The 14,791-nt window shown below is 66.5% G+C and carries 13 protein-coding genes; 8 read left to right on the forward strand and 5 right to left on the reverse strand.

The window, feature by feature from the left end; translation table 11 throughout:
- Positions 1-324 precede the first annotated feature (324 nt).
- Positions 325-2,250: an AI-2E family transporter gene (locus ASG43_RS09405; RefSeq protein WP_244488062.1), complete on the reverse strand. Its 1,926-nt coding sequence runs from the start codon at positions 2,248-2,250 to the stop codon at positions 325-327.
- Positions 2,251-2,402: 152 nt separating this feature from the next.
- Here ASG43_RS09405 and ASG43_RS09410 point away from each other — a divergent pair, with 152 nt between their 5' ends.
- On the forward strand, positions 2,403-2,903 hold the full coding sequence (locus tag ASG43_RS09410; RefSeq protein WP_056503587.1) for a DUF427 domain-containing protein: 501 nt from the start codon (positions 2,403-2,405) through the stop codon (positions 2,901-2,903).
- 7 nt (positions 2,904-2,910) lie between these two features.
- Here ASG43_RS09410 and pncA read toward each other — a convergent pair whose 3' ends face one another.
- Positions 2,911-3,540 carry a bifunctional nicotinamidase/pyrazinamidase gene (gene pncA, locus ASG43_RS09415; protein WP_056504424.1) on the reverse strand — a complete coding sequence of 210 codons (630 nt, stop codon included), beginning with the start codon at positions 3,538-3,540 and terminating at the stop codon, positions 2,911-2,913.
- Positions 3,541-3,724: 184 nt separating this feature from the next.
- Between pncA and ASG43_RS09420 the strand changes: the two genes are divergently transcribed.
- Positions 3,725-4,459 (forward strand): phosphatase PAP2 family protein, encoded by a 735-nt coding sequence (locus ASG43_RS09420; RefSeq protein WP_056503591.1) that lies wholly within the window; start codon positions 3,725-3,727, stop codon positions 4,457-4,459.
- Between the two features lie 67 nt (positions 4,460-4,526).
- Here ASG43_RS09420 and mmsB read toward each other — a convergent pair whose 3' ends face one another.
- From mmsB to chvE, 3 genes are all read right to left on the reverse strand, one after another.
- Positions 4,527-5,747, reverse strand: coding sequence for a multiple monosaccharide ABC transporter permease (gene mmsB, locus ASG43_RS09425; RefSeq protein ID WP_056503594.1), 1,221 nt, complete (start codon positions 5,745-5,747; stop codon positions 4,527-4,529).
- Positions 5,744-7,309 carry a multiple monosaccharide ABC transporter ATP-binding protein gene (gene mmsA / locus ASG43_RS09430; RefSeq protein ID WP_056503598.1) on the reverse strand — a complete coding sequence of 522 codons (1,566 nt, stop codon included), beginning with the start codon at positions 7,307-7,309 and terminating at the stop codon, positions 5,744-5,746. Before mmsA ends, mmsB begins: the two co-directional genes overlap by 4 nt.
- Before the next feature lie 225 nt (positions 7,310-7,534).
- Positions 7,535-8,554 carry a multiple monosaccharide ABC transporter substrate-binding protein gene (gene chvE, locus ASG43_RS09435; RefSeq protein ID WP_056503600.1) on the reverse strand — a complete coding sequence of 340 codons (1,020 nt, stop codon included), beginning with the start codon at positions 8,552-8,554 and terminating at the stop codon, positions 7,535-7,537.
- 320 nt (positions 8,555-8,874) lie between these two features.
- Between chvE and ASG43_RS09440 the strand changes: the two genes are divergently transcribed.
- The 6 genes from ASG43_RS09440 (at position 8,875) to ASG43_RS09465 (ending at position 14,629) form a co-directional block, all read left to right on the forward strand.
- Positions 8,875-9,717, forward strand: a complete 843-nt coding sequence (locus ASG43_RS09440) for a FadR/GntR family transcriptional regulator (protein ID WP_082490786.1) — start codon at positions 8,875-8,877, stop codon at positions 9,715-9,717.
- Positions 9,710-10,633: a Gfo/Idh/MocA family oxidoreductase gene (locus tag ASG43_RS09445; protein WP_056503605.1), complete on the forward strand. Its 924-nt coding sequence runs from the start codon at positions 9,710-9,712 to the stop codon at positions 10,631-10,633. The genes ASG43_RS09440 and ASG43_RS09445 overlap by 8 nt, the downstream gene beginning before the upstream one ends.
- Positions 10,634-10,677: 44 nt before the next feature.
- Positions 10,678-12,480 carry an IlvD/Edd family dehydratase gene (locus ASG43_RS09450; RefSeq protein ID WP_056503607.1) on the forward strand — a complete coding sequence of 601 codons (1,803 nt, stop codon included), beginning with the start codon at positions 10,678-10,680 and terminating at the stop codon, positions 12,478-12,480.
- Positions 12,480-13,418 (forward strand): 2-dehydro-3-deoxygalactonokinase, encoded by a 939-nt coding sequence (locus ASG43_RS09455; RefSeq protein WP_056503610.1) that lies wholly within the window; start codon positions 12,480-12,482, stop codon positions 13,416-13,418. Before ASG43_RS09450 ends, ASG43_RS09455 begins: the two co-directional genes overlap by 1 nt.
- Positions 13,415-14,077 (forward strand): 2-dehydro-3-deoxy-6-phosphogalactonate aldolase, encoded by a 663-nt coding sequence (locus ASG43_RS09460; protein ID WP_056503613.1) that lies wholly within the window; start codon positions 13,415-13,417, stop codon positions 14,075-14,077. The genes ASG43_RS09455 and ASG43_RS09460 overlap by 4 nt, the downstream gene beginning before the upstream one ends.
- 207 nt (positions 14,078-14,284) lie before the next feature.
- On the forward strand, positions 14,285-14,629 hold the full coding sequence (locus ASG43_RS09465; RefSeq protein WP_056503615.1) for a hypothetical protein: 345 nt from the start codon (positions 14,285-14,287) through the stop codon (positions 14,627-14,629).
- The last annotated feature ends 162 nt before the right edge of the window (positions 14,630-14,791 follow it).

Raw genomic sequence — 14,791 nt, forward strand, 5'->3', positions numbered from 1 at the left:
GGCCTTGCCTACATCGCCGACGCCGGACGAAAGCCGAGCCTCTTTCGTCTGATGTTCGTCCGTCCGGAGATGATCTGCCAGCCGAGGCCTCTAGGAAACAGCGCTGAGACGTTTTCGCTCAGCCGGGTTCGAGTAGATGATCGGCGAACCGAAAAACCGAGCGGCACTGGACTGCGGGGCCCTCCTCCGTGGTCTCGTCCGGTTGGCTCTCAACCTGTGGCTGGAGATCGACGGCAAGACGGAACGAAACGTGCTCGCCCCTCTGGCCGTCTCCGTGGTCAGGCGCTGAATTCCGCAGGGACAAGATTTCCCTGCGTCGGATCGTCAGGCGGCGATCCGCTTCGCGGGCTCCGAAGCCGTCTCGCCCCGTTCTGTGCCGGGCTCGCTCGCGATTTCGAGGATCGCCTTCAAGGCCGTCGTGAAGGTCGTCGCGATGACGTCGGCATGAACCCGTCGCCGAAGCTGCTGCAGCGCGGCGGGATCGCGCTCGCGCCAGATGCCGATGACGATGCGGGCGCCCGGCGCGATCTTGTGGGCGGCGCGAACTGCCTGTCGCAGATGCACCGTGCTCAGCGGCTCCAGGAAGGAGAGGACGATGAGCGCGACGCCTTCCGCATCGGCCGGGGTCGGCCGTCGCTCGGCGAGGTCCTTCCACGTCACCATCCGGGCGCCGAGACCATGCTTGCGGATCGTCTGCGCCAGCATCGAGGTCAGCGGCGCATCGAGTTCGCTGATGCCGGCGACGCAGACCACAGGAGCCGGTCCCCGGAAGGCGGGTGCCAGCTCGTCGGCCTGCTTGACGACGCGCGAGACCGCCTGGTCCGGCCCCGCCGCGTCGACGGCGGCCGCGGCCTCCGCGTTCAACTGGCCACCGCTCGGCAATGGGCTCTTGACCTTCTCCAGCCGGTCGACGAGTTCCAGCGTCGAGGAGCGGAGAAGATCGAGGCGCTCGTCCGTGACGGCGAAGCGCGCGACGTCCTCGTGCGCGAGTCGGATGCCCTCCAGCGCGATCTCGTCGTAATAGGTCGCGAGCGCTCGCTCGCGCAGGAAGGCGCGCGCCTGATCTGCCGCCTCGCGGACGGCGCCAGCCAGCATGCGCTGGTAGAAGATCTGCTGGGGCGACAGCGCCGGACGGTCACCGAACAGGACGTCGATCGTGGCGAGACGCGGGACGTGTCGGCCCATGACGACGAGGCAGATCGTCAGGGGCGTGGCGAGCACCAGGCCGACGGGTCCCCAGAGGAAGGCCCAGATCGCTGCGGCGAGAATGACCGACAAGGGCGAGAGCCCACTGGTGTGGCCATAGAGCAGCGGCTCGATCACGTGGCCGAGGACGGGCTCGACGACGACGAAGAGCAGCGCGACGTAGATCACCATCGACCAGCCGGGATCGACCGCGAAGGCGAGAGCGAGCGGCAGGGCCGCGCCGACGAAGGCGCCGATATAGGGAACGAAGCGCAGGATCCCGGCCAGGATGCCCCAGAGATAGGGGCTCGGAACGCCGATCAGCCAGAGACCCGTGCCGATCACGACACCGAAGACCGTGTTGACGAGAAGCTGCGTCAGGAGGAGGCGCGACAGGCGGCGCGCGGCGTCGTCGATCGCACCCGTCGTCTGCTGGAGATCCTCGGTGCCCGCCAGACGGATGAAGCGGTTCCGAAGATCCTCGCGCTGGGCGAGGATGAAGCAGGCGAAGACGAGCACGATGCCGATCATCGCCAGGGGATGGAGAAGCGGCGAGACGATCGAGGAGATCGTCTCCAGCTTGTTCGCCGGCGTCGCGAGTTCCACCAGCATGGGCTTGGCGTCCACCGCGGATTGGACGGCATCGTTGCCGCCGACGGTCTGGAAGTCGCCGACAAGTTCCTGGATCGTGCGCACCGCTCGGGCCATCGGGCCATTGCCCACGGTCGGGTCGGACAGGCTCTGGATCTTCTCCTGCATGGTGGTGCGATAGGTCGGGAGATCGTTGGCGAGCGTCGCCAGCTGGTTGGCGATGACGAAGCCGACGAAGCCGATCGCCACGATCGCGACCGTCACCGCGCCGATGATCGCGACGCTCTGCGGCACGGCGATGCGTTGCAGTCCGTTGACGATCGGGGCGAGCGCGAAGCTGAGGAGAATGGCGAGCGCGAAGGGCACGAAGATCTCGCGCCCCAGATAGAGGATCGACGAGATGCACAGGACGAGCACGCCGATGGCCAGCGCCGTGAACAGGGGCAGAGCCCGCCGCAACATTTCCGACGTCACGATATCCAACGCACTCTCCGGTCCTGCGAGCTCAGTCGCCCGAACAGATAGGTCGGGATCGCGGGTTGAATATGCCTTCCGCCAAACTTGCTGCGTCAGACTGACCAAGTCGCTCGGCTCGACAGGACCGTGCGCGGCGCCATCTCACCGTCATGAGATATCCGCCGCCCCGGGACCCGACATCCACCGAACAGGAAAACGTCTGGGACTTCCCCCGCCCCGCCCGCCTCGAAGCCAATGCGCGCCATCTCCAGGTGGTGCTGGCCGGACGCATCGTCGCCGAGACGCGGCAGGGATTTCGCGCGATCGAGACGAGCCATCCCCCGAGCTACTACTTCCCGCCGGGCGACGTGGATCTGACGCTGCTCGTCCCCGCTTCCCGGCGGACGCTTTGCGAGTGGAAGGGCGGTGCGGTCTATCACGACCTCGTCGTCGGGCCCGACATCCGACCGGACGCGGCCTGGTCCTATCCGCGTCCGACCGCGGACTTCCTCGCGGCGGCCGATCACATCGCCTTCTACCCCGCGCGGGTCGACGCGTGTTTCGTCGACGGCGAACGCGTGATCCCCCAGGCCGGCTCGTTCTATGGCGGATGGATCACGCGCTTCGTCGCCGGGCCATTCAAGGGACCACCGGGAACTTCGAACTGGTAGGAAGCGGTCAGGCGAAGAGGTCGCCCATGGACGACCGGACGACGCCGGCGGCATCCATGTCGGACAAGGCTGCGGCGCGCGAGCCGTGCAGATCGATCGCGCGACACGCATCTTCGACGAGGACGACCTCGAGCCCGCGGGCCCGCGCATCGAGAGCGGTCCATGCGACGCAGAAGTCGAGCGCGAGGCCTGCGACGAAGATGCGGCGGATGCCACGCTCCTCGAAGTAGCCGGCCAGGCCCGTGGGCGTGCGGCGGTCGGCTTCGACGAGGCCGGAATAGCTGTCGATGTCGGAGCGGTAGCCCTTGCGGATGATCGCCTGCGCATGCGGCATGTCGAGATCCCTGTGAAAGTCGGCGCCCGTCGTGCCCCCTATGCAGTGATCCGGCCAGAGCACCTGGAGGCCATAGGGCACTTCCATCGTCTCGAAGGCCATCCGTCCATGCGTCGAGGCGAAGGAGATATGCCCCCTCGGGTGCCAGTCCTGCGTGAGCACGACATTGGCCATGCCGGCCGCGATGCGGTTGACCAGCGGCACGACCTCCTCGCCGCCCGGCACGGCCAGCGCCCCGCCGGTGCAGAAATCGTTCTGGACGTCGATGACGAGCAGGGCATCGCTGGGCAGGAGGGTCGTCATGGCGGAGATGTCATCGAACTCGATCCGGAGCCCTTTCATAGCAGCCTGCGACGACACGGAAAGCGGTCGCGGTCCGTCCGAGGACGCTTCCGTCGGCGCGCCCTTCTCGATCACGCGTCAAAAAGCTGGCCTCTCGACGGCACGGGCTCTTGAAAGTTCGCCGACCCGACTTGTCTAGAAGGCGATGAAGATCCCCTCGCCGCTCAACCCGTCCGCCCATCCCCTCGCCGGTCCGACGCTGGTCGTCCTCGTCATCGTCTGCGCCGCGATCTGGGGTTTCGTTGCCCTTGCCGGAGAGGTGATGGAAGGCGAGACGCACCAGTTCGACACCTGGCTCCTCCTGTCGCTGCGCGATGCGGCCGATCCCGCCAACCCCTACGGCCCCGGCTGGCTGCGGGAACTCGTGCGCGATTTCACCGCGCTCGGCGGAACCGGCATCCTGACCCTTCTCACCATCGCCACCGCGCTCTTTCTGCGGCTCCAGGGCAACAAGCGGTCGATGTGGGTGGTGCTGGCCGCGGTCGGAGGCGGGTTCCTCATGTCCTCGCTTCTGAAGCACGGCTTCAGCCGGCCGCGTCCGGAACTCGTGCCGCACGGCTCGATCGTCTACACCGCGAGCTTTCCGAGCGGCCATGCCATGCTGTCCTCGGTGACCTACCTGACGCTCGCGACCATCGTCGCGCGGGTCCAGCCGCGCCGGGCCATGAAGATCTACGTCTTCACGGTCGCCATTCTCCTGACGCTCGCGGTCGGGTTCAGCCGTGTCTATCTCGGCGTGCACTGGCCGACGGACGTCGTCGCCGGCTGGGTCGCCGGCTCGGCCTGGGCGATCATGTGGTGGGCGCTCGCCAACTGGCTGGAGCTGCGCGGCGTCGTGGAGCCGGAGCAGTCCGAACCCACGGCGGCACCGGCAGGCTGAAACGAAGCGGCGCGGCGCCCCACCGGGGAGCGCCGCGCCGCTTCGCCATTCGCGAGACAGACCGGGATCAGGCCTTGTTGCGGTTGTAGACGTCGAAGCAGACGGCCGCGAGCAGCACGATGCCCTTGATCACCTGCTGATCGTCGATGCCGATGCCGAGGATCGACATGCCGTTGTTCATGACGCCCATGATGAAGGCGCCGACCACCGCGCCGACCACCTTGCCGACGCCGCCATAGGCCGAGGCGCCGCCGATGAAACAGGCCGCGATGACGTCGAGCTCGAAGCCGACGCCCGCCTTCGGGGTCGCCGAGTTCAGGCGGGCGGCGAAGATGAGGCCGGCAAGCGCGGCGAGGACGCCCATGTTGACGAAGGTGAGGAAGGTCAGGCGCTCGGTCTTGATGCCGGAGAGCTTGGCCGCCTTCTCGTTGCCGCCGACGGCGTAGATGCGCCGACCGATCGTCGTGCGCGTCGTCATGAAGCCGTAGACGGCGATGAGGAGCGCCATCACGATGAGGACGTTCGGGAAGCCGCGATAGGTCGCGAGCAGCCAGGAGATCAGCATCAGCGCCGCGATGATGAAGAAGTTGCGGCCGACGAACATGCCGAACGGCTCTTCCACCTTGCCGAACCGAGCCTGCTTCTGGCGCTTGCGCATGGAGAAGAAGACGAGGGCGGCGGAGGCGGCGACACCGATGAGGAGCGTCGTCATGTGGAAGCCGAAGCCCGGCGCGAAGTCCGGGATGAAGCCCTTGGAGAGAAGCTGGAAGGTTTCGGGGAAGGGTCCGACCGAAGCCGAGCCGAGGACCTTCAGCGTCAGCCCGCGGAAGACGAGCATGCCCGCCAGCGTCACGATGAAGGACGGCACCTTGAAGTAGGCGACGAGATAGCCCTGCACCGCGCCGATGATGCCGCCGACGAAGAGGCAGATGGCGGCGGCGGAGAAGCCGTCCATGCCCTGCTGCACCATCAGGACGGCGCCGAGACCGCCGATGAAGCCGGCGATGGAGCCGACCGAGAGATCGATATGGCCGGTGATGATGATCAGGAGCATGCCGATCGCCATGATGACGATGTAGCTGTTCTGCAGGACGAGATTGGTGAGGTTGACCGGCTTCATCAGGACGCCGTCGAGGAGACCGCCGGTCATGACTTGGAAGAAGGCCATGATCACGACCAGCGCGATCAGCATGCCGTATTCGCGGATATGGCCCTTGAAGAAGGTGAAGTCGAAGCCGCCCTTGGGCTCGCCGGCCGTCACCGGTTCGTCGATCGTCTTGATGCTCATTGCGCGTTACCTCCCGCTGGGTGCGTCGCGGCGTCCTGCCCGGATCGAATGATCGCGCGCATGATCCTCTCCTGGCTCGCCTCCGCCGCCGACATTTCGGCGACGAGACGGCCCTCGTTCATGACGTAGATCCGGTCGCACATGCCGAGGAGTTCGGGCATCTCCGAGGAGATGACGACGACGCCCCGGCCTTCGTCGGCCAGCTTGTTGATGATGCTGTAGATCTCGAACTTGGCGCCGACATCGATGCCGCGCGTCGGTTCATCGAGGATGAGAAGCTCGGGCTCGGAGAAGAGCCACTTCGACAGGACGACCTTCTGCTGGTTGCCGCCGGACAGGTTCAGCGTCTTCTGGAAGATGCCGGAGCAGCGGATGCGCAGCTTCTCGCGGAAGCTCTCGGCGACCTCGCGCTCGCGCTCGTTGTCGATGATCCCGCCCTTGGAGATGCCCTCCAGATTGGCCAGAGAGATGTTCTGCCGAATGTCGTCGTCGAGCACGAGACCGTAGTGCTTGCGGTCCTCGGTGACGTAGGCGATGCCGTTGTCGATCGCCTTCGAGATCGTCGAGACGTCGATCGGCTTGCCGTGCATGCGCACTTCGCCCGAGACGTTGCGACCGTAGGACTTGCCGAAGACGCTCATGGCGAGCTCCGTGCGGCCGGCGCCCATCAGGCCCGCGATGCCGACGATCTCGCCCTTGCGCACGTTGAAGGACACATCCTTCAGCACCTGGCGCTGCGAGTTGAGGTGGTGGAACGCGTTCCAGCCGCTCACCTCGAAGAAGACCTCGCCGATCTTCGGCTCGCGCGGGGGATAGCGGTCTTCGAGGCTGCGGCCGACCATGTCGCGGATGATGCGATCCTCGGAGATCGGCTCGGCGCGGCAGTCGAGCGTCGACACGGTCGCGCCGTCGCGGATGACGGTGATCTTGTCCGCGACGCGGGAGATCTCGTTCAGCTTGTGCGAGATGATGATCGAGGCGATGCCCTGGCGCTTGAACTCGAGCAGGAGGTCGAGAAGCGCCTGACTGTCGGTCTCGTTGAGGCTGGCCGTCGGCTCGTCGAGAATCAGGAGCTTCACGCGCTTGGCGAGGGCCTTGGCGATCTCCACCAGCTGCTGCTTGCCGACGCCGAGATCCTTGATCAGCGTGGTCGGCGCCTCGGAGAGGCCGACCTTGGCCAGGAGCTCGGAGGTTCGGGCGTGAGCCGCGTCCCAGTCGATGACGCCCCAGCTCGCCATCTCGTTGCCGAGGAACATGTTCTCGGCGATCGAGAGGAGCGGCACGAGCGCCAGTTCCTGGTGGATGATGACGATGCCGATCTTCTCGCTATCGGAAATGCTCTTGAAGTGCCGCTCCTCGCCTTCGTAGCGGATTTCGCCGTCGTAGGTGCCGGCGGGATAGACGCCGGAAAGAACCTTCATCAGCGTCGACTTGCCGGCGCCGTTTTCTCCACAGATCGCGTGGATCTCGGCCGAGTGGACGGCGAGATTGACGTTGTCGAGCGCGCGGACGCCCGGGAACGTCTTGGTGATGCCGCGCATTTCAAGGATGGGCGTGTTCATCGGTCTCCCCACCGGTCGAGCTCGCCTTCGCGAGCGCCTGTTTCTCCTCAGATCCGGCATTTTGCGTGCCGGAACAAGGCCTGCGATACAACCGGCGCGTCCGATCACCGGATCGTGCCCGCCCCTTGGCGAGGGTGGCGGTCGAGCCGGCCTGCGGGACGGCTGCGAATGCCAAAGGCTCGAGGCGCCGCAAGGCACCCCGAGCCGAAGATCCTGGGATCCGACTTACTTGAGCTGGTCGGCCGTGTAGTAGCCGCCGCCCACGAGGACTTCCTCGAGGTTCGACTTGTCGACCGCCACCGGCTTCAGGAGGTAGGACGGAACCACCTTCACGCCGTTGTTGTAGGTCTTGGTGTCGTTGACCGGGACTTCCGTGCCGGCCGCCATGGCGTCGACCATGTCGACGGTGACCTTGGCGAGCTCGCGCGTATCCTTGTAGATCGTCGAGTTCTGCTCGCCGGCGAGGATCGACTTCGCGGACTGCACCTCGGCGTCCTGACCGGAAACGACCGGCATCTTGAGGTCGCCCGAGCCGTAGCCGACGCCCTTCAGCGACGAGATGATGCCGATGGAGAGGCCGTCATAGGGAGACAGGACCGCGTCGACCTTCTTGTCGGTGTAGTTGGCCGACAGGATGTTGTCCATGCGAGCCTGGGCGGTCGCGGGATCCCAACGCAGCGTGCCGACCTTGTCCATGCCGGTCTGGCCGGACTGGACGACGAGCTTGCCCGAGTCGATGTAGGGCTGCAGGACGCTCATCGCGCCGTCGTAGAAGAAGAAGGCGTTGTTGTCGTCCGGCGAACCACCGAAGAGCTCGATGTTGAACGGACCGGCCGCGTTCTTCAGGTCGAGGGCCTTCTCGATCGACTGAGCCTGGAGCACGCCGACCTGGAAGTTGTCGAAGGTCGCGTAGTAGTCGACGTTCGGCGAGTTCTTGATGAGACGGTCGTAGGCGATAACCTTGATGCCGGCATCGGCGGCCTGCTGCAGGACGTCGGTCAGCGTGGTCCCGTCGATCGAGGCGATCACGAGGACCTTGGCGCCCTTGGTGACCATCTGCAGATCGGCCTTGTAGCCCTTGGCCTCCAGCGCCTTCACCATGTTGTCGCCGTCGGCGATCCAGCGGGCGGACGACTTGGTGGGCATGGCCACGCCGACCGTGCCCTTGTCCTGCGCGAAGGCGGACGAGGACAACGCGGCGGCACCGAAGACGGCGCCGGCCATCAGAAGCTTCAACGATTTCATTTCTCTCTCCCTGGTGAAACCTTCAGTCGCCACGGATGACGAGCGCACCTTCGGGCCCCCGCCCGCTCGGCAACGCGTCTCGTCTCTCCGTCTCGACGATCCTTCCCGCCCCGGCTCCGTCGTCCGTCCACCGATCCGTCGAAGTCCACCTGAAGGGACCCCGATGCCTCCGATCGCGGACGACGCCTCGGCAAGTTTCGGGACCATCATCAGGAACGGTGGCCGAGTCAAGAGGCTCCAACGCCATTGATCGTATCAAAGATGGTAAAAGGCCTCAAACTGGATTGCTTTGCCGACCAGTCTGGTCAATGATCGGATGAATGGGAGCGAATGCGGAAATCGGGCGCGTGCAGCAGAGAGCCGGACGGCGGGAGGAGATCGGCGACAAGCCGAACCGGACGATGAGCCTTGCCGCCGATATCGGTTGCAAGATCGCGTCGGGCGAACTTGCGGCCGGCTCGGCCCTGCCGACCGAGATCGAGATCCAGAACCAGTACGGCGTATCGCGCACTGTCGTCCGGGAAGCCATACGGCATCTCGCGGCAAAGGGCCTCGTCACGGTCGGGCCCAAGGTCGGCACGCGGGTTCGCGAGAGCATCGACTGGAACATGCTGGATGCCGAGGTCATGCGCTGGCATCTCGTTGCGCCGGGCCGACGCCCGTTCGTCGAGGCGCTCTACGAGATGCGCCTCATCAACGAGCCGGATGCGGCGCGCCTGGCCGCGACCCGGATCACGCCGGAGCAGTTGGCGCGGCTCGGCGAGGCCCTTCGCGCCATGGCGGACAATCCACGGGGGTCGAACGAGCTGATCGTGGCCGACCTCGCCTTTCACCGGATCGTCCTGGAGGCCACGGGCAACTCGATCCTGCGATCGCTCGGCTCCATGATCGAACGCAGCCTGTCCATTTCGTTCTCGCTCAGCTGGCGGCAGAATCCCCAGGAAGAGACGGTGCGCCAACATGCCCGCGTGCACGACGCGATCAAGCGAGGCGACGGCGAGGCCGCCGCCCTCTTCATGCGCCGGCTGATCGAGAGCGCCTTCGAGGACGTGATCGCGGCGCTTTACGTGGAGGAGGCCGGACGCACGTTGAAGGCCTTCCGCGACGACCATTTGGAGCTTCCTTTTCAGGGGCTTTCAGGAGAGACATTTCTTCATGACTGACATTCGCCTTGGTATCGTCGGCGTCGGCAAGATCGCCCGAGACCAGCACATACCCTCCATCGCGAAGACCGACGGCATCTCGATCGTGGCGAGCGCCAGCCGCCACGCCTTCGTCGAAGGCCTCCCGCAGTTCCGCTCGCTCGCCGAGATGCTGGCCGCCGACGTCGAGATCGACGCCGTCTCGCTCTGCACGCCGCCGCAGGTGCGCCATGCCGACGCGCTTCTCGCGCTGAAGGCCGGCAAGCACGTCCTTTTGGAGAAGCCGCCCGGCGCCACCGTTTCCGAGATCGATCCCCTGATCGACGCCGCCAGGAGCGCCGGCGTCAGCCTCTTCGCGACCTGGCACTCGCGCTTCGCGCCGGCAGTCGAGCCCGCGCGGGCCTGGGCGGCGGACGCGGCGATCGAGAGCGTCCATGTCGAGTGGAAGGAAGACGTCCGCCACTGGCATCCGGGTCAGGACTGGATCTGGGAGCCGGGCGGTCTCGGCGTGTTCGATCCCGGGATCAACGCCTTGTCCATCGTCACCGCGATTCTGCCGCGCAAGATGTTCCTGGAGCGCTCGACCCTCTCCTTCCCGGCCAACCGCGCGCAGCCGATCGCGGCCAGCCTCGCCTTTCGCGACAGCGAGGGCATACCGGTGACCGCCGAGTTCGACTGGCGCCAGACGGGTCCGCAGACCTGGGACGTCACGATCCTCGCCGACAAGGGGCGCCTCACCCTCTCCAAGGGCGGCAGCGTGCTCTCGATCGACGGCACGGTCGTTTCCGAAGAACCCGATGCGGAATATGCCGGCATCTATCGGCGATTCGTCGACCTCGTCGGCTCCGGCCGGTCCGATGTCGATCTTTCGCCCCTGGCCCACGTCGCGGACGCCTTCCTGCTGGGCCGCCGCGAGATCGTCGAACCCTTCCTTTAACGAACCGAATCCGTCCCTTCCCCACTCGTCAAGAAGCTGGTCCCATGCTCAAGAAGAACGAAAACGCCAAGCCGCTGCGCTCGCGCTCCTGGTTCGACAATCCCGCCAACACGGACATGACGGCGCTCTATCTGGAACGCTACCTGAACTTCGGGCTCAGCCTGGAGGAGCTGCAGTCGGGCATGCCGATCATCGGCATCGCGCAGACCGGCTCCGATCTTTCGCCCTGCAACCGCCACCATCTGGAACTCGCCAAGCGCGTGCGCGACGGCATCCGCGAGGCCGGCGGCATTCCGCTCGAATTCCCCGTTCATCCGATCCAGGAAACCGGCAAGCGTCCGACCGCCGGTCTCGACCGCAACCTCGCCTATCTCGCCCTCGTCGAGGTGCTCTACGGCTATCCGCTCGACGGCGTCGTCCTCACCATCGGCTGCGACAAGACCACGCCCGCCTGCCTCATGGCGGCGGCGACCGTGAACATTCCCGCCATCGCCCTATCCGTCGGCCCGATGCTGAACGGCTGGTTCCGCGGCGAGCGCACGGGATCGGGCACCATCGTCTGGAAGGCCCGCGAGCTGATGGCCAAGGGCGAGATCGACTACCAGGGCTTCATCAAGCTCGTCGCCTCCTCCGCGCCATCGACCGGCTATTGCAACACGATGGGTACGGCGACCACGATGAACTCGCTCGCCGAGGCGCTCGGCATGCAGCTGCCGGGTTCGGCCGCCATTCCCGCGCCCTATCGCGACCGGCAGGAGATCTCGTATCTGACGGGCAAGCGCATCGTCGACATGGTGCACGAGGACCTGAAGCCCTCCGACATCCTGACGCGCGATAGCTTCATCAACGCGATCCGCGTGAACTCGGCGATCGGCGGCTCGACCAATGCGCCGATCCATCTCAACGCGCTCGCCCGCCATGTCGGCGTGGAGCTCGACATCGACGACTGGCAGACCTATGGCGAGGACATCCCGCTGCTGGTCAATCTCCAGCCGGCCGGCGAATATCTCGGCGAGGACTACTACCATGCCGGCGGCGTGCCGGCCGTGGTCGCACAGCTGATGACGCAAGGGTTGATCCACGAGGATGCGCCGACGGTCAACGGCAAGTCGATCGGCGACAATTGCCGGAACGCGAAGATCGAGGACGAAAAGGTAATCCGGCCGTTCGACAGCCCGATCAAGACCCATGCGGGCTTCCGCGTCCTGCGCGGCAATCTCTTCGACAGCGCCATCATGAAGCTGTCGGTCATCTCGCCGGAGTTCCGCGAGCGCTACCTCGCCAATGCCGCCGATCCCGACGCCTTCGAAGGCCGCGCCATCGTGTTCGACGGACCGGAGGACTACCATCACCGGATCGACGACCCGGCTCTGGCGATCGACGAGCACTGCGTCCTCTTCATGCGCGGGGCCGGCCCGATCGGCTATCCCGGCGCGGCCGAGGTCGTGAACATGCGCGCGCCGAACTACCTCCTCGAGCGTGGCATCTCCTCGCTCGCCTGCATCGGCGACGGCCGCCAGTCCGGCACGTCCGGCTCGCCCTCGATCCTCAACGCATCGCCGGAAGCGGCGACCGGAGGCGGGCTTGCCCTTCTGCGCACGGGCGACCGCGTGCGAATCGACATCGGCCGAGGAACGGCCGACATTCTCATTTCGGATGAAGAGCTGGAGGAGCGGCGCAAGGCGCTCGTGGCCGACGGCGGCTACAAGTATCCCTCGAACCAGACCCCCTGGCAGGAGATCCAGCGGGGCATCGTCGGCCAGTTGTCGACGGGCGCCGTGCTGGAGCCGGCCATCGCCTATCAGCGGATCGCCCAGACGATGGGCCTGCCGCGCGACAACCACTGATGAGCGCGTCACCGGGCTCGGCGGTCTTCGCGGCCGTCGATTGGGGAACGTCGAGCCTTCGCGTCTGGCTGCTCGGGCCGGACGGGACGGTGCTCGGCGAACGGCGCAGCCGGGAGGGCATGCAGGTCGCGGCCGAGACCGGCTTTCGCGCGATCCTCGAGGATCATCTCCGGGCGCTCGATGCGTCGTCCGGCCTTCCCGTCGTCATCTGCGGCATGGCGGGAGCCCGGCAGGGCTGGGTCGAGGCGCCCTATGTCGAGACGCCGGCCTCCTTCGACGAGCTCGCGTCCGGAGCGATCGCCGTCGAAGGGCTCACGCGCGAGGTCCGCATCCTGCCGGGCGTCGCGCAGAAGGCCGGCGGACGGCCCGACGTGATGCGCGGCGAAGAGACGATCGTCGTCGGCCTTGCCGGCGGCAGCGACGCGCTCGTCTGCCTTCCCGGCACGCATTCCAAGTGGGTCGACGTTCGGGAGCGGCGCATCATGGGCTTCTCGACCTTCATGACCGGTGAGACCTACGCTCTCCTCGCCGGCCACTCGATCCTGCGTCACGCCATCGACGGAGATGTCGACATCCTGTCCGAGCGGGACGCCTTCGCGGCCGGCATCGAGGCGAGCATCAAGGCGCCGGACCTGACGCTGAACCGTCTCTTCGCGCTGCGTGCCGCCGGGCTCCTGGGCGCCGCCGGCACCGCCGAGAGCGCCGCCCGGCTGTCCGGCCTCGTGATCGGCCTCGAACTGGCGGGCGCGCGTCGCCTTCATCCAGGTTCCGAGACGGTTCGCCTCGCGGCGTCGGGCGTGATGCTCGACCTCTATTCGACCGCTCTCGGCGTGGCCGGCTTCTCCTACGAAGCGGCGGATGCCGACGAAGCGGTCCGACGCGGACTGTTCGCAGCAGGCCGCCAGCTCTTTCCCGAACTTGCAGCGAGTGCCCGATGACCGTGCCGACCGACCTTCCGAACGCTTCTGCCCGGATTGCCTGGCCGTCCCTGAAGCGCGGGCTCGTCGCGATCCTGCGCGGCATCGGACCCGATCATGCCGAAACGGTCGTCGCCGGCCTCATCGAGGCGGGTTTCGAGGCGATCGAGATCCCGCTGAACTCGCCCGAGCCCTTCCGCTCCATCGAAATGGCCGCCAAGCTCGCTCCGAGCGGCGTCCTCATCGGCGCCGGCACCGTTCTGTCTCCGGAAGCCGTCGACCGGCTGGCCGCGGCCGGCGGCGGGCTTCTCGTCAGTCCGAATGTCGACGCGGCTGTGATCGCCCGGGCCGCCGCCCACGGCATGGTCACCATGCCGGGCGTCTTCACGCCGACGGAGGCGTTCCAGGCGATCGCGGCCGGCGCATCGGCGCTGAAGTTCTTCCCCGCCGGCGTGCTCGGTCGTACGGGCGTTTCGGCGATCATGGCGGTGCTGCCGAAGGAGATCCCCGTCGGGGTCGTCGGCGGCGTATCGGACGGCGACTTCGCGGGATTTGCGGAGATCGGCGTCCGCACGTTCGGTCTCGGCTCCAGCCTCTACAAGGCCGGGCTCGATCCGGCGGAGGTGATCCGTCGCGGCCGCGCGGCCGTGGCGGCCTACGACGCGGCCTTCGCCCGCTGAGGCGGAGGCGAGGTCGGCAGCCCGAAGCGTCGCCGCTCCATCAGAAATTCTTTCGCAGTGCAAAAGATAAACTGACGGTCGCAAGCAACTGAAATGGCTTCTCTTTACCAAAGCATAGCAGACATGCGCTGACGTCATTGTGCGCTGCAGCGAAGGGGTATACGAACGGTCTCGGAGGATTTTTTCTTCTTTGTTAAGGACGTTCCCATGCTCAAGACCATGCTGTTCGCCGCCACCGCCTTCGCTTCCGTCGCCGCTGCCCACGCCGAGGATCTCGCTCCTCTCGCGGGCCGCACGATCGAACTCGCCGATGCCTCCGGCACGATCTACTACACGAAGGAAGCTGCGGGCTTCCGCGTCGTCGCCACCCTGTCCGGCAGTGAAGGCGCGGCACCCGTTCGCTTCGTGACGACGCTCGACGACGGACAGGCCATGACGGTTTCCGTCCCGGTCGAGGGTCAGGACGCCCGCGAGATCGAGATCACCCGCACCGGCGAAGTCCTCGTCGTCGCTCCGGTCGAGCCCCTCATGGTCCGCGCTTCGCTCGACTGAACGCGATGGCGCCGGTCGGCTGTCAGAGCCGGGATCGAGCGCAGACCCGGCTCCACGCCGCAACGCCCTGCCCGGCCTCGCGTCTTGGATGGAGCGGTCCGGCCTTCGCGACGTCGCGACCGGGCGGCTGACGGACCGGCCAGCGGACCGGCCGGCGAAGCG

Source organism: Aureimonas sp. Leaf454, from assembly GCF_001424685.1.
In the GTDB taxonomy this organism is placed as follows: domain Bacteria; phylum Pseudomonadota; class Alphaproteobacteria; order Rhizobiales; family Rhizobiaceae; genus Plantimonas.

What these genes read in the sequence shown, in the direction of transcription:
- ASG43_RS09465 (WP_056503615.1), top strand. Translation starts at nt 14,285, where the DNA reads ATGCTCAAGACCATGCTGTTCGCCGCCACCGCCTTCGCTTCCGTCGCC.
- ASG43_RS09460 (WP_056503613.1), top strand. Translation starts at nt 13,415, where the DNA reads ATGACCGTGCCGACCGACCTTCCGAACGCTTCTGCCCGGATTGCCTGG.
- ASG43_RS09450 (WP_056503607.1), top strand. Translation starts at nt 10,678, where the DNA reads ATGCTCAAGAAGAACGAAAACGCCAAGCCGCTGCGCTCGCGCTCCTGG.
- mmsB (WP_056503594.1), bottom strand. Translation starts at nt 5,747, where the DNA reads ATGAGCATCAAGACGATCGACGAACCGGTGACGGCCGGCGAGCCCAAG.
- ASG43_RS09445 (WP_056503605.1), top strand. Translation starts at nt 9,710, where the DNA reads ATGACTGACATTCGCCTTGGTATCGTCGGCGTCGGCAAGATCGCCCGA.
- mmsA (WP_056503598.1), bottom strand. Translation starts at nt 7,309, where the DNA reads ATGAACACGCCCATCCTTGAAATGCGCGGCATCACCAAGACGTTCCCG.
- ASG43_RS09410 (WP_056503587.1), top strand. Translation starts at nt 2,403, where the DNA reads ATGAGATATCCGCCGCCCCGGGACCCGACATCCACCGAACAGGAAAAC.
- ASG43_RS09455 (WP_056503610.1), top strand. Translation starts at nt 12,480, where the DNA reads ATGAGCGCGTCACCGGGCTCGGCGGTCTTCGCGGCCGTCGATTGGGGA.
- ASG43_RS09420 (WP_056503591.1), top strand. Translation starts at nt 3,725, where the DNA reads ATGAAGATCCCCTCGCCGCTCAACCCGTCCGCCCATCCCCTCGCCGGT.
- chvE (WP_056503600.1), bottom strand. Translation starts at nt 8,554, where the DNA reads ATGAAATCGTTGAAGCTTCTGATGGCCGGCGCCGTCTTCGGTGCCGCC.
- ASG43_RS09440 (WP_082490786.1), top strand. Translation starts at nt 8,875, where the DNA reads ATGGGAGCGAATGCGGAAATCGGGCGCGTGCAGCAGAGAGCCGGACGG.
- pncA (WP_056504424.1), bottom strand. Translation starts at nt 3,540, where the DNA reads ATGACGACCCTCCTGCCCAGCGATGCCCTGCTCGTCATCGACGTCCAG.